We start from the raw sequence: 12,946 nt of genomic DNA on the forward strand, positions 1-12,946 counted from the left end.
TAGGACCAACGACCTCGACAGAACGAGGGCGTTCGATACTGTGGAAACCCATGAGCACAGCCGCGTATTCCCCCCGTCCCGCCGACATCGGCGCGCCGTGGCGCGCTCCCGTCGCCGATGCCCCTGTCCGAGCCGAGGTCGCCGTCCCCGGATCGAAGTCGATCACCAATCGTGAGCTGGTGCTGTCTGCCCTCGCCGAGACCCCTTCACGGCTGGTTGCGCCGCTGCACTCCGACGACTCCGCGCGCATGATCGATGCGCTGCGCGCGCTCGGTGCTCACATCGAAGCGGTCCCCGGCGACGGACGGTTCGGTCCCGACCTCATCGTGACCCCGTTCGGCGAAAGCCCCGTCGACGCCGTCGTCGACTGCGGCCAGGCAGGCACCGTGATGCGCTTCGTCACGCCCCTGGCGGGCCTCGCCCGCGGGGAGGTCACCGTGACGGCGCACGAGAGCGCCCTGCACCGGCCCATGGCGGAGATGATCCGTAGCCTCCGCGAGCTCGGTGTCGACATCGACGACGGCGGCCGTTGGACCCTGCCGTTCCTCGTGCACGGGCATGGGCACGTGCGCGGCGGCGAGGTCACGATCGATGCGAGCGGGTCCAGCCAGTTCGTCTCGGGCCTGCTGCTGGCCGCGCCTCGCTTCGATGTGGGCCTCCGACTCGTGCACGACGGCCACCGCCTGCCGAGCCTGCCCCACATCGACATGACGGTCGAGTCACTCGGCCACCGCGGCGTCGTCGTCGAACGCCCGAACGAACGCGAGTGGCTCGTGCCGGCCGGTCCGTTGCGCGGCAAAGAGCTCACGATCGAGCCCGACCTCTCCAACGCGGCTCCGTTCCTCGCCGCGGCCGTCCTCACCGGCGGCCGTGTGACCGTGCCCCACTGGCCCGTGCACTCGACTCAGCCCGGTGCCCTGCTCGTCGACATCCTGACGGAGATGGGCGCTCGGGTGACGCGCCGCAGCGGCGTCCTCGCCGTCACCGGAACCGGTGAGATCCGCGGAGTCGACCTCGACCTCTCTGCCGCGAGCGAGCTGACACCGTCGCTCTTCGCGCTCGCGGCCTTCGCTGACTCGCCGAGCACGCTGCACGGGATCGGCCACATCCGTGGGCATGAGACCGACCGGATCGCTGCTCTGGTCGGCAACCTGCGAGCACTCGGAGGTTCGGCGGAGGAGCTCGAGGACGGCATCCGGATCACACCCGCGCCGCTGCGTGGCGGGCTCTGGCGAGCCCACCACGACCACCGCATGGCGACCGCGGGCGCGATCATCGGTCTTCGCGTGCCGGGGGTCGAGGTCGACGACATCGGCACCACCGCCAAGACGATGCCGGAGTTCCCCGAGCTGTGGGCCGAGATGCTCGCAGACAATGCGCGGGTCGACGGGTGAGCTGGCTCGGCGGCGACGACGACCTCGACGAGGAGTACGACGAGTCCGACATCCGGATGCGTCCGAACCCCAAAGCGAATCGGCCCCGCACGAAGCGCCGCCCCGCGCACAGCGATGCGCAGGTGGCGCGCGTCGTGGGTGTCGACCGCGGTCGGTACACGGTGCTCATCGACGAGGACGGCGACGACGAGCACACGACCCTGGCGGTGCGGGCTCGGGAGCTGCGGAAGCAGCCGATCGTCAGCGGTGACCGAGCACGCGTGGTCGGAGACGTGTCGGGCGACGAGGGCACTCTCGGACGCATCGTCGGCATCGAACCGCGCACGACGCTGCTGCGCCGCAGCGCCGACGACACCGATCAGGTCGAACGGATCGTCGTGGCGAACGCCGACCAGATGGTCATCGTCGTGGCGGCGGCCGACCCCGAGCCGCGCCCGCGGCTGGTCGACCGCTACCTCATCGCGGCCCTCGACGCCGGCATCCATCCGATGCTCGTCGTCACCAAGACCGACCTCGCTGACCCCTCGACGTTCCTCGCTCACTTCGAGGGGGTCGACGGCCTCGAAGTCCTCACGAGCGGACGCGGACGGATGCCGGTCGACGAACTCGGCGCGAAGCTCGTGGGTCATGCGACGGTGTTCGTCGGCCACTCGGGTGTCGGCAAGTCCACCCTCGTGAACGCGCTGGTGCCGACGGCTGCCCGGGCGACCGGGCACGTCAACGAGGTCACCGGACGCGGTCGCCACACATCGAGCTCCACCGTCTCGCTGCGCTACCGCGGACCTGAGGGCCGCGGTTGGGTCATCGACACGCCCGGCGTGCGGTCGTTCGGACTCGGGCACGTCGATCCCGCCAACATCCTCGCCGCTTTCACCGACCTCGCCGCCGTCGCCGAAGAATGCCCGCGTGGATGCACGCATCTTCCCGACGCACCCGACTGCGCGATCATCGAGGCTGTCGCGGCGGGCCGACTCGGCGAACGCGGACCGGCACGTCTCGACTCGCTGCAGCGCCTGCTCGGCACGTTCTCTGCCGGCGTCGACCCGGCCGTGCGGCGTTCTAGGCTGGAATCATGACGCGTCTGGAACCGGGCGATCCCGCCCCCGAATTCACCCTCGACGACCAGGACGGCTCGACGCTCTCGCTGTCGGACCTGCGCGGACGGCGCACGGTCGTCTTCTTCTATCCCGCCGCCATGACACCCGGGTGCACGCGCGAGGCATGCGACTTCCGCGACAGCGTCGACTCCTTGCGCGCCGCAGGGATCGAGGTGATCGGGATCTCGCGCGACGACGAGGCCAAGCTCCGCCGCTTCCGTGAGCAGGAGCAGCTGACCTACCCGCTGCTGAGCGATCCCGACCACGCCGTGCACGAGGCGTACGGCGCGTGGGGCGAGAAGAAGAACTACGGCAAGACCGTCGAGGGCGTCATCCGATCGACCTTCGTCATCGACGCGGACGGTCGCATCGAGCACGCGCTCTACAACGTCAAGGCCACCGGCCACGTCGCGCGCGTGCGCGCCCTGCTCGGTCTGGACTGAAGCGCTCTCGTCGCCCGTCGCGGTGGCAGGACTCGCGGTGGCAGGACTCGCGGTGTCAGGATTCGCCGCGATCGCGCGCTGCGCGCCGCGTAGCGGCCACGAGCATCACGAAACCGACGATGCCCGGCACCGCGATGAGCACCGCCGTTCCCGGGTCGGCGTACTGGCCCGTGGCCGCACCGAGCGCGACGGCCAGGATCAGCAGCTGCGCGACGATGCCTCCCGAGCGGCCCCAGGAGATCCGTCGCCACACCGAGACCGCGAATGCGGCGAGCGCCACCGCCCCGACCGCCGTCAGCACGATCAGCGCCACGGAGCTCGGCACGTCGATCGTGTCGCCGCTCACGAGAGCGACCATCTCCCACCCGACGACCGCGAGGAGCGCCAGGGCCTCGGCCGCGAGCACGGCTCCCGCGAGGCGTTCGACAGCAGAGGAAGCCATGGCATCCGACCTTCGATCCAGGCCGCGCAATGCCGGTATTCACGGCCCGGCGGCGAGCAAATCCACAGTTCACCCTTGATTCATCTGTCCGGGCTATGGGACGATAGATCAAGCCGTGTGCTCCCACAGCGAAGTGGGGCGAGCATCCGCTCGCACACTTATCCAGGGTAACGGACTACCCGAGTCCGGCCCGACAGAATCACCACCCCAAGGAGCACCACATGGATTGGCGCGACAAGTCTGCCTGCCTGACCGTCGACCCCGAACTCTTCTTCCCCGTGGGCAACACCGGCCCCGCCGTCGACCAGATCGAGAAGGCGAAGGCGGTCTGCGCCCGTTGCACCGTCACTGAGATCTGCCTGCAGTACGCCCTCGAGACCGGCCAGGACTCGGGCGTCTGGGGAGGCCTCTCCGAGGATGAGCGCCGTGCGCTGAAGCGCCGCGCTGCGCGCGCACGTCGCGCCTCCTGAGCCGCGCCGCAGGCCTCCTGACCGCCGGACGCGCTCGTCGCACTCAGCCCGCGTCGCGCTCGATGTAACGCAGCGGGATGTCGATGGTCACCTCGGTGCCGCTCCCGACGAGCGTGTGCCAGTCGATCGTCCCGCTGAGTTCGCCCTGGATGAGCGTCCGGACGATCTGCGTGCCGAGGCCGCGCCCGACCTGACCCTCCGGCAACCCGCTGCCCGAATCGCGGACCTTGACCTCGAGGCGCTCCGCCGAACGCTCGGCGACGATCTCGACGTCACCCTCCGTGCCGGCGAGACCGTGCTCGACCGCGTTCGTCACGAGCTCGGTGAGAGCGAGCGCGAGTGGCGTGGCGTACTCGCTCGGCAGCGTTCCGAAACGGCCGGTCGATCGCGTCCGGGCGCGCGTGTTGGGCGCCGCCGCCACCTCGGCGACGAGCTTGAGGACGCGCGCGAAGACCTCGTCGAAATCGACGTTCTGCGCGAGCCCCTCCGAGAGGGTGTCGTGGACGACGGCGATGGCCGACACACGCCGCATCGCCTGGGTGAGAGCATCGCGGGCTTCCTCGGAATGCGTGCGACGCGCCTGGATCCGCAGCAGCGACGCGACCGTCTGCAGGTTGTTCTTCACGCGGTGGTGGATCTCGCGGATCGTCGCATCCTTGGTGATGAGCTCCTGCTCCTGGTGCCGAATCTCGCTGACGTCGCGGCACAGCACGATGGCACCGATGCGCGTACCGTGGTCGCGCAGCGGAATGGTCCGCAACGACACCGTCACCCCGCGTGCCTCGATGTCGGCCCGCCACGGGGCACGCCCGGCCATCACGATAGGCAGCGACTCGTCGAACTCGCGCTTGCTGGGGAGGATCGCGGTCGCGACCTCGATGAGTGGCTCACCCTCGAGCTCATCCTCGAAGCCCAGCCGATTGAAGGCCGACAGCGCGTTCGGGCTAGCGAAGGTCGTCATGCCATCGACGTCGAGCCGGATGAGTCCGTCGGATGCGCGCGGCGCGCCGCGCCGCGGGGCGGTCGGGGCGTTGAGGTCGGGGAAGTCCGACGACGCGACCATCCCGAACAGGTCGTCCGCGCAGTCGTTGAACGTTATCTGCTGGCGCGACGGTGTGCGCGCCTCACCGAGATTCGTGTGCCGCGTGAGCACTCCGACGACGTGCGCCGGTCGCCCCTCCGCGGCCCGCTCCCGCACGATGGGGACCGCGCGCACGCGCGTGGGGGTCTCCTCGAACCAGTCGGGCGACGCGGAATCGACGATGCGCGCCTGGGTGAAGGCATCCTTCACCTGCGTGCGCCACTGCGGCCGCACCCGGTCGCCGACGATGTCTCGATAGAACAACGTCGCCGCTCCCCCGGGCCGCGTGTGCGCCACGGCGATGAACGAGTCGTCGGCCGTGGGCACCCAGATGACGATGTCGGCGAACGCGAGGTCGGCCAACAGCTGCCCATCGCCCGCGAGGCGGTGGAGCCACTCGACGTCGGCGTCGGTGGAGAGTCCTTGAGCATGGACGAGATCGCTGAGGGTCGACACCATTCCAGACTAGGGGGCCGACCTCACTGGCGCCGCCCGCCCCGTCACACGCTGCCGCCGGAGCTGGGCGGGGGTGGACGGCGTCGGCGGGGCGATCGCCTCGCCGACGAACCGGCGAACTGCCGCGGGGAGCGGCCCCCGCCCGTTGCCTTCTCCGATGGGGCGCGCCGCGAGGAGTGCGGCGTCCGCGGCACGCGGGTCCCAGGGAACGAACCAGCATCGCTCGATGCCCGCGTATCGCTCGAAGCTGCGGCGGATCTGACCTCGTGGATCGATCCCGAGTGGCCCGCCGCGCAGTTTGTTGACCACGACATGCACCGGTACGGCCCCGACCGTCGCCCGCAGGTCGGGATACGTGCGCAGGAACCGAGAGAGTCCGACGGGGTCGGCAGCCGCGACGGCGACGACCAGATCGGCCGATTCGAGCGCCGCGAGCGTCGCCCCGTTGCGTCGCGGGCCGTCGAGATCACTGACGATCTCTTCGTCGCGTTCGAGAGAGGCCGAGACATCGACGTACACCTCGTCGACCCACTCACGACAGGTGTCGAGGGCGCGCATGACGCGGTCGACCCCGAGCTCGGGCCAGCGTGTCGTGCGATTGATCCCCGTCAGGACCTCGACGGCACCGGCCGGCTCGGCGATACGGGTCAGCTCGGCCGGGGTCAGCTCGCCCCGAGATGCCCGCCGGCAGGCCGCCGCGAGCCCTGGCCCCTCATCGGCGATGCCCAGTGCGATGGCGACCGACGGAGCATGGGTGTCCGCGTCGGCGAGCGCGACGCGGCGCCCATCCCGAGCCGTCTCCCGGGCGAGCTCGATCGCGAGCGTCGTGCGCCCCGGCGCACCGGCCGCGCCCCACACGACGATCACCCGGCCTCGCGATCGGCCGCGCGGTCGCGGAGACGGGAGGGCGGTCACGGCATCCAGGGCATCCACGTCGGCATCGACGACCGCGACACCGAGGACCTCCGCGAACCGGCGCTCGGAAGGATCCCGAGCCCAGGCGACGATCCGCGTCGCCGCGCGATCGCACAGCTCGACGACCTCGCGGGTGAGCCAGGCCCGGGATGCAGCGAGCACCACGACATCCGCCTCGGCCAGGGCCTCGGTCGCACCTGAGCCCTCGAGCGCTACGCCGACCATCACGTCGGGGGCGAGCACCGCGACCTCCGTATGGCCGCCGGCACGCAGTCGTTCGACGAAAGGCCCGGCATCCGGGATCGCGACCACGACGCGCATCAGCGGTCCCCGCCCGCAGCGGGAATCACGGAGAGGGCGTCTCCCGCGCCGATCGCGGCAAGCAGGGCGCCGACATCCGCCCGGGGCACGACCAACTCGACGGCGGCGGAGCGCTGCTGCGCGACGAGGCCGTCACTGCTCTGCAGGGCTCGCACCGTCGCGTCCGCGACGAGGATGCGGGGGTCGGCGAACACACCGCGCTCGCGCTCAGCTGCGCTCCACACCTCCACCCGGGTTCCCGCCGAGACCGAGCCCGGCACGGCGTTCGTCGTCTGCACGACGATCGTCGTCGCAGCCAGCTGATCGGGCGACGCCACAGCGCCGCGCGGCACCAGCTCGCCCGCGGGTATCGTCCGGGCGGCGACGGCTCCGGGCGCGAGCGTGCCCGGAGCCGCGTAGATCTCGTCGGCCGCCCCGAGTGCCACCTCCACGACGCGCAGATCGGCCGCCTCGATGGGCTCGCCGACGACGATCGTGCGTGCTGCGCTGAGAACGGTCGAGGTCTGGCGGGCAGCCGACACGACCGACCACACGCCGGCGATGGAGATCAGCACCAGCACGATGCCGACGATGACGCGTGCGTCGGCGCGGCGGAGGCGTCTGCGGAGTGACGTGCGTACGACCATGCCACCATCGTGGGCGAACCGACGCGCGGACGTTCTCGGTTCTCCACAGGGGTGTCAAGGGCACGACGCGGCGGCGTGAGCGTGCCGATAATGGACGCATGCCCGCCACGCCCGACAGTGCGCGCTTCCTCACCCCGTCCCAGGTCGCAGAGATGCTGCAGATCGAGGTCGACGAGGTGATCGCGCTCGTCCACGAGGGCCGGCTGGTCGGAGCGAAGGTGGGAACTCCGTCTCGGTGGCGGATCGAGTCGGAGAGCGTCGAAGACTACCTCGACGCCCAGGTCGAAGATGCTCGTCGCGCGGCACTGTGGCAGCAATCGCAGATCGCGAGCTTTCCCGAGCTGTGGGGTCGGCGGCGCCGAAACGATTGATCCTTTACCCGTTTCCGCCGTCGAGATGCACGGTCTGCAGCGCCGGATACGCGATCATGCGATGACCCGTGATGGCGCTCGTCCGCCGGTGCTCCCCCGCGCCGTGGAGCGCGAGATCGAGGTGGTCCGCGCCGGCGCGGTCGATGGTGCCCGTCCAGGTCGTGTTCCCCGCAACCGCGATGCGGACGCCGACGCGACGACGCGCGAGGTCGCGCAGGACGAAGCCGAGTGTCATGCGTTCCGCGAGCGCCGGGCGGCGTCCGGACGGACGGGCGCTGCGGAGCAGGTCGGATTCCGCAGCGGCGACCGAGGCCACTGCCGCGAGCGGCACGACTGCGGCGCGCAGCCCGGCGGCGCTCTCGATGCCGAGCCAGTCGGCACCGGCTCCCGTCACACGTCCGCGCACAGCATCGGCGGCGACGACATCGATCGCGACCTCGGTGTCGACCAGTTCGGCGACGCGTTCACGCAGCGTGAGCCGAGAGAGGCGCAACCGCTCGGCCTCGGTGTCGAGCGCCGCCCGCTCGGCCTCCCATTCGGAGTCCAGCTGGTGTTCGAGATCCTCGAAGAAGCGCTGCCATCGCACGCGACGAGGCTATCGGCGGCATAGCGGGCCGGGGTGAGTTGTCCACAGGTTGGAGGATTCTCATCCGGCCAGATTCGGCAGTGTGTTGTACTCGTCGGCGTTGGCAGAGCCGAGGGAAGGAGGTGCGCACGATGACGTCCGTGAACGCCGACGAGCCGCGTCGATACCCGCGTATCGGGTCGTCGCTCGACATCGCCGAGTTCTTCGCGGCGCAGCCGACGCCGACGTCGGATCTCCCCGATCCCGAGCCGTTGGCACGCAACCTGACCCGGGGTGTGCTCGAGGTGCTCGCCGGAGTACGCGAGGTCGAGCAGCTCGCGCGGTGGCTGAGCGAGGACGCCTTCCGCGTGCTCGTGACGCGCGCGAACCTCGCGGCGCGGGCGCGCAGCGCACGGCAGGTGACGCCGGCGCGGCCGGTCTACTCGATCGTCTCGGTGCGGACGTGCGAGCCGGCGGACGGGGTCGTCGAGGGCACGGTGGTCGTCACCACCCCGCACCGGACGCGCGCCGTCGCACTCCGACTCGAGGGGCTCGACGGCCGGTGGCGTGCGACGTCGCTCGCCCTGCTGTGATCGGCGCCCGCGTGCCCTCCCCGCATCACTGCTTGTAGGACGAGAGGAAGTTGCCCAGCCGCTCGATCGCCTCGGTCAGGACCCGCGCCTCGGGCAGCGTGACGATGCGCAGGTGATCGGGGTCCGGCCAGTTGAAGCCGGTGCCCTGCACGAGCAGCACATGCTCCGCGACGAGGAAGTCGTAGACGAGCTTGCCGTCGTCGTGGATGTCATACACCTCGGGGTCGAGGCGGGGGAAGGCGTACAGCGCTCCCTCGGGCTTGTGGCACGTGACGCCCGGAATGCTCTCCAGGCCCTGCCACGCGGCATCCCGCTGCTCGTGCAACCTCCCCGTCGGTGCGATGAGCGCCTCGATCGACTGCACACCCGACAGCGCCGCCTGCACCGCGAACTGTGCCGGCACGTTCGGGCACAGACGCGTCGAGGCGAGCAACTGGATGCCTTCGAGGAAGCCCTTCGCGTGCGCCTTCGGGCCGGTGATGACGAGCCAGCCCGACCGGTATCCGGCCACGCGGTACGTCTTGGAGAGCCCATTGAAGGTCAGGCAGAGCAGATCGGGAGCGAGCGTCGCCAGCGGGATGTGGCTCGCCTCGTCGTAGAGGATCCGGTCGTAGATCTCATCCGAGAGCAGCAGCAGCGAGTGCTCGCGCGCGATCTGGACGATGCCCTCGAGCACCTCCCGGCTGTACACGGCACCGGTGGGGTTGTTCGGGTTGATGACGACGATGGCCTTCGTCTGCGGAGTCACCTTCGAGCGGATGTCCTCGAGGTCGGGCTCCCAGCCCTGGCTCGCATCGCACAGGTAGTGAACGGGCTTACCTCCCCCGAGGCTCGTCATCGCCGTCCACAGTGGATAGTCCGGCGCGGGGATGAGCACTTCGTCGCCCTCATCGAGCAGCGCCTGCATCGTCATCGTGATCAACTCGGAAACGCCGTTGCCGAGGTAGACGTCATCGGGGTCGACGTGAGGGAACCCCGGAACCTCCTCATAGCGCGACACGACGGCGCGCCTCGCGGACAGGATGCCGCGACTGTCGCTGTATCCGTGCGCGTTGGGCACCGACTCGATCATGTCTCGCACGATCTGGAAGGGCGCCTCGAACCCGAAGATCGCGGGGTTGCCGGTGTTCAGCTTGAGCACCCGGTGCCCGTCGGCCTCGAGTCGGTCGGCCTCGGCCAGGGCGCTGCCACGGATCTCGTAGAGGACGTCCTTGAGCTTCGATGACTGATCGAGGGTACGGCGGTTCATCCGATCAGGATATCCGGGGGTCGAGCGGGCCGATCGACGAAGCGTGGCCCGCTCGCCGGATCACTTCTTCTTGCCTGCGGCGCGGCGCGCCGCGCGGTTGCCCGCATCGGCGGCATCCTCGCTCGCGGCCGTCTTCTGCCCGAACGCGCCGCGCGGGCCATCGGCGGGCGCATCCTGCTCGGCCGCGTGCTGACGCGCCTTCGCCGTCGCCGTCTTCTGCACCTGGCCGCGGTCGTTGCGCACCTCGACCTCGCCCGATCCGGTGTCACTCGGCGCCGAGTACTCGAGCTTCTGCGTCTCGACGGGCGTCGGGGCGAGCCCCTTGGCGTCGACATCGCCGCTCTCGGCCGAGCGCACCTCGACCTCGAGGTTGTAGAGGAAGCCGACCGACTCCTCCTTGATCTGGCTCATCATCGACTGGAACATCTCGTACCCCTCGCGCTGGTACTCGATGAGCGGGTCGCGCTGAGCCATCGCACGCAGGCCGATGCCGTCCTTGAGGTAGTCCATCTCGTAGAGGTGGTCACGCCAGCGGCGGTCGAGCACCTGCAGCACCACGCGACGCTCGAGCTCGCGCATCGCGGGCTCACCGAGCGCCTCCTCGCGGTTCTGGTACGCGATCTTGGCGTCGGAGAGCAGCTCGCGCTTGAGCACCTCGGGCGTGATGCGGCCCTTGTTCCCCGCCTCCGCCACGACCTCGTCGATCGTGACGCCCACGGGGTAGAGCGTCTTCAGCTCGGTCCAGAGGGCGTCGAAGTCCCAGCTCTCGGTGTGACCGGACGAGGTGTGGTCGTCGATCACCGCGCTGATGGCGTCTTCGATGAAGTGCTGCACACGCTCGGAGAGGTCGTCGCCGTGGAGCACCTGGCGGCGGTCGGTGTAGATCGCCTCGCGCTGGCGGTTGAGCACGTCGTCGTACTTGAGGACGTTCTTGCGGATCTCGGCGTTGCGCGCCTCGACCTGAGCCTGCGCGCTCTTGATCGCGCGCGAGACCATCGACGACTCGATCGCGACGTCTTCGGGGAAGTTCGTGCGAGCGAGGATCGCCTCGGCCGCGCCCGACTGGAACAGGCGCATGAGGTCGTCGGTCAGCGACAGGTAGAAGCGGCTCTCACCGGGGTCGCCCTGGCGGCCCGAACGACCGCGCAGCTGATTGTCGATGCGGCGCGACTCGTGACGCTCGGTGCCGAGCACGTACAGGCCGCCGGCCGCGACGACCTTCTCGGCCTCCTCGGCGACGGTAGCCCGCACCGACGTGAAGACCTCGTCCCACGCCGCCTCGTACTCCTCCGGCGTCTCGACCGGATCGAGACCGCGCGACTTCATCTCCTGCACGGCGAGGAACTCGGCGTTGCCGCCGAGCATGACGTCGGTGCCACGGCCGGCCATGTTCGTCGCGACCGTCACCGCCCCCAGACGACCGGCCCGGGCGACGACCTCGGCCTCACGCGCGTGGTTCTTGGCGTTGAGGACCTCGTGCTTGACGCCCTTCTTGGCCAGCAGCCGCGACAGGTACTCGCTCTTCTCGACGCTCGTCGTTCCCACGAGCACGGGCTGACCGCTGGCGTGCCGCTCGACGATGTCCTCGACGACCTGCGCGAACTTCGCCGTCTCGTTCTTGTAGACGAGGTCGGGCTGGTCCTTGCGGATCATCGGCTTGTTCGTGGGGATCGGCACGACACCGAGCTTGTAGGTCGACATGAACTCGGCCGCCTCGGTCTCGGCGGTACCGGTCATACCCGACAGCTTGTCGTACAAGCGGAAGTAGTTCTGAAGCGTGACGGTGGCGAGGGTCTGGTTCTCGGCCTTGACCGGAACGCCCTCCTTCGCCTCGATGGCCTGGTGGATGCCCTCGTTGTAGCGGCGCCCGACGAGGATGCGGCCGGTGTGCTCGTCGACGATCATGACCTCGTCGTTCATCACGACGTAATCGGTGTCGCGCTTGAACAGGGCGCGCGCCTTGATCGAGTTGTTGAGGAACGAGATGAGCGGGGTGTTCGCCGATTCGTAGAGGTTGTCGATGCCGAGGTAGTCCTCGACCTTCTCGATACCGGGCTCGAGAACGCCGACGGTGCGCTTCTTCTCGTCGACCTCGTAGTCGACACCGGGCTCGAGCGTCGTGGCGACGCGGGCGAACTCCACGAACCACCGGTTGGCCTCGCCCGACGACGGGCCCGAGATGATGAGCGGGGTGCGTGCCTCGTCGATGAGGATCGAGTCGACCTCGTCGACGACGGCGAAGAAGTGACCGCGCTGAACCAGGTCTTCACGGCGCCACGCCATGTTGTCGCGCAGGTAGTCGAAGCCGAACTCGTTGTTGGTGCCGTACGTGATGTCGGCCGCGTACTGCTCGCGGCGGACGTCGGGGGTCTGCCCGGAGACGATCGTGCCGGTCGTCATGCCCAGCGCCCGGTACACGCGCCCCATGAGCTCGGACTGGTACGAGGCGAGGTAGTCGTTGACCGTGATGACGTGCACGCCCTGGCCAGCGATCGCGTTCAGGTAAGCCGCGAAGGTCGCCGTCAGCGTCTTTCCCTCACCGGTCTTCATCTCGGCGATGTTGCCCAGGTGGAGCGCCGCGCCACCCATGACCTGAACGTCGTAGGGACGCTGACCGAGCGTGCGCTTGGCAGCTTCGCGCACGGCTGCGAACGCCTCGGGCATCAGACGGTCGAGGGTCTCGCCGGCTTCGTGGCGCGCACGGAGCTCGGCGGTCTCGTTCCGCAGCTCCTCGTCGGTGAGGCGGGCGTAGTCCTCTTCGAGCGCGCCCACGGCCTTGACGATCTGCTGCAGGCGGCGCAGCACACGGCCCTCACCGGCGCGGAGCAGTTTCTCGAGAGGGTTGGCCACAGCGGATCTCCATCTGTCGGGTGCGCCGACGCCACGTCGGCCGCGCCCGCGCGTACGCACGGGCATATGGAGC

Annotated in this window: 13 protein-coding genes; 6 read left to right on the forward strand and 7 right to left on the reverse strand. The window is 69.6% G+C overall.

Translation table 11 applies throughout. The annotated features are described in order from the left end of the window. The first annotated feature begins 50 nt into the window (after window positions 1-50). Genes aroA through bcp form a run of 3 tightly spaced genes read left to right on the forward strand, consistent with a single transcriptional unit; the run spans window position 51 to window position 2,934 of the window. Window positions 51-1,394 carry a 3-phosphoshikimate 1-carboxyvinyltransferase gene (aroA, locus tag QUC20_RS11825; RefSeq protein WP_289329994.1) on the forward strand — a complete coding sequence of 448 codons (1,344 nt, stop codon included), beginning with the start codon at window positions 51-53 and terminating at the stop codon, window positions 1,392-1,394. Next, on the forward strand, window positions 1,391-2,470 hold the full coding sequence (rsgA, locus tag QUC20_RS11830) for a ribosome small subunit-dependent GTPase A (RefSeq protein WP_120264743.1): 1,080 nt from the start codon (window positions 1,391-1,393) through the stop codon (window positions 2,468-2,470). The genes aroA and rsgA overlap by 4 nt, the downstream gene beginning before the upstream one ends. Continuing rightward, the gene (gene bcp, locus QUC20_RS11835) at window positions 2,467-2,934 is read left to right on the forward strand and encodes a thioredoxin-dependent thiol peroxidase (RefSeq protein ID WP_120264742.1); all 468 of its coding nucleotides are present in this window, start codon (window positions 2,467-2,469) and stop codon (window positions 2,932-2,934) included. The genes rsgA and bcp overlap by 4 nt, the downstream gene beginning before the upstream one ends. A gap of 55 nt (window positions 2,935-2,989) precedes the next feature. Here the strand turns inward: bcp and QUC20_RS11840 are convergent, their stop codons facing one another. After that, window positions 2,990-3,376: a histidine kinase gene (locus QUC20_RS11840; protein ID WP_289329995.1), complete on the reverse strand. Its 387-nt coding sequence runs from the start codon at window positions 3,374-3,376 to the stop codon at window positions 2,990-2,992. A gap of 221 nt (window positions 3,377-3,597) precedes the next feature. On the opposite strand from QUC20_RS11840, the gene QUC20_RS11845 reads away from it, so the two are divergent. Beyond that, window positions 3,598-3,846 carry a WhiB family transcriptional regulator gene (locus QUC20_RS11845; protein ID WP_023955350.1) on the forward strand — a complete coding sequence of 83 codons (249 nt, stop codon included), beginning with the start codon at window positions 3,598-3,600 and terminating at the stop codon, window positions 3,844-3,846. Between the two features lie 43 nt (window positions 3,847-3,889). On the opposite strand, the gene QUC20_RS11850 is transcribed toward QUC20_RS11845, so the two are convergent. The 3 genes from QUC20_RS11850 to QUC20_RS11860 are packed head-to-tail and all read right to left on the reverse strand — an operon-like array spanning window position 3,890 to window position 7,245. Further along, window positions 3,890-5,383, reverse strand: a complete 1,494-nt coding sequence (locus QUC20_RS11850; protein ID WP_120265160.1) for a sensor histidine kinase — start codon at window positions 5,381-5,383, stop codon at window positions 3,890-3,892. Between the two features lie 9 nt (window positions 5,384-5,392). Next, window positions 5,393-6,619, reverse strand: a complete 1,227-nt coding sequence (locus QUC20_RS11855) for a CpaE/TadZ family protein (protein ID WP_289329996.1) — start codon at window positions 6,617-6,619, stop codon at window positions 5,393-5,395. Beyond that, window positions 6,619-7,245, reverse strand: a complete 627-nt coding sequence (locus QUC20_RS11860; RefSeq protein WP_289329997.1) for an SAF domain-containing protein — start codon at window positions 7,243-7,245, stop codon at window positions 6,619-6,621. The genes QUC20_RS11855 and QUC20_RS11860 overlap by 1 nt, the downstream gene beginning before the upstream one ends. 98 nt (window positions 7,246-7,343) lie before the next feature. On the opposite strand from QUC20_RS11860, the gene QUC20_RS11865 reads away from it, so the two are divergent. After that, window positions 7,344-7,616 carry a helix-turn-helix domain-containing protein gene (locus QUC20_RS11865; RefSeq protein ID WP_289329998.1) on the forward strand — a complete coding sequence of 91 codons (273 nt, stop codon included), beginning with the start codon at window positions 7,344-7,346 and terminating at the stop codon, window positions 7,614-7,616. Between the two features lie 4 nt (window positions 7,617-7,620). On the opposite strand, the gene QUC20_RS11870 is transcribed toward QUC20_RS11865, so the two are convergent. Then, window positions 7,621-8,202 carry a hypothetical protein gene (locus QUC20_RS11870; RefSeq protein WP_289329999.1) on the reverse strand — a complete coding sequence of 194 codons (582 nt, stop codon included), beginning with the start codon at window positions 8,200-8,202 and terminating at the stop codon, window positions 7,621-7,623. 131 nt (window positions 8,203-8,333) lie between these two features. Between QUC20_RS11870 and QUC20_RS11875 the strand changes: the two genes are divergently transcribed. Next, window positions 8,334-8,774, forward strand: coding sequence for an Rv3235 family protein (locus QUC20_RS11875; RefSeq protein ID WP_120264736.1), 441 nt, complete (start codon window positions 8,334-8,336; stop codon window positions 8,772-8,774). A gap of 25 nt (window positions 8,775-8,799) precedes the next feature. On the opposite strand, the gene QUC20_RS11880 is transcribed toward QUC20_RS11875, so the two are convergent. After that, a complete protein-coding gene (locus tag QUC20_RS11880) occupies window positions 8,800-10,023 on the reverse strand; it encodes a pyridoxal phosphate-dependent aminotransferase (RefSeq protein WP_120264735.1) in 1,224 nt (407 codons plus the stop codon). A gap of 60 nt (window positions 10,024-10,083) precedes the next feature. Continuing rightward, a complete protein-coding gene (gene secA, locus QUC20_RS11885; protein ID WP_120264734.1) occupies window positions 10,084-12,873 on the reverse strand; it encodes a preprotein translocase subunit SecA in 2,790 nt (929 codons plus the stop codon). Window positions 12,874-12,946 lie beyond the last annotated feature (73 nt).

The organism is Microbacterium arborescens (assembly GCF_030369635.1).
Lineage (GTDB): Bacteria > Actinomycetota > Actinomycetes > Actinomycetales > Microbacteriaceae > Microbacterium.

What these genes read in the sequence shown, in the direction of transcription:
- aroA (WP_289329994.1), top strand. Translation starts at nt 51, where the DNA reads ATGAGCACAGCCGCGTATTCCCCCCGTCCCGCCGACATCGGCGCGCCG.
- bcp (WP_120264742.1), top strand. Translation starts at nt 2,467, where the DNA reads ATGACGCGTCTGGAACCGGGCGATCCCGCCCCCGAATTCACCCTCGAC.
- QUC20_RS11840 (WP_289329995.1), bottom strand. Translation starts at nt 3,376, where the DNA reads ATGGCTTCCTCTGCTGTCGAACGCCTCGCGGGAGCCGTGCTCGCGGCC.
- QUC20_RS11845 (WP_023955350.1), top strand. Translation starts at nt 3,598, where the DNA reads ATGGATTGGCGCGACAAGTCTGCCTGCCTGACCGTCGACCCCGAACTC.
- QUC20_RS11855 (WP_289329996.1), bottom strand. Translation starts at nt 6,619, where the DNA reads ATGCGCGTCGTGGTCGCGATCCCGGATGCCGGGCCTTTCGTCGAACGA.
- QUC20_RS11860 (WP_289329997.1), bottom strand. Translation starts at nt 7,245, where the DNA reads ATGGTCGTACGCACGTCACTCCGCAGACGCCTCCGCCGCGCCGACGCA.
- QUC20_RS11865 (WP_289329998.1), top strand. Translation starts at nt 7,344, where the DNA reads ATGCCCGCCACGCCCGACAGTGCGCGCTTCCTCACCCCGTCCCAGGTC.
- QUC20_RS11875 (WP_120264736.1), top strand. Translation starts at nt 8,334, where the DNA reads ATGACGTCCGTGAACGCCGACGAGCCGCGTCGATACCCGCGTATCGGG.
- QUC20_RS11880 (WP_120264735.1), bottom strand. Translation starts at nt 10,023, where the DNA reads ATGAACCGCCGTACCCTCGATCAGTCATCGAAGCTCAAGGACGTCCTC.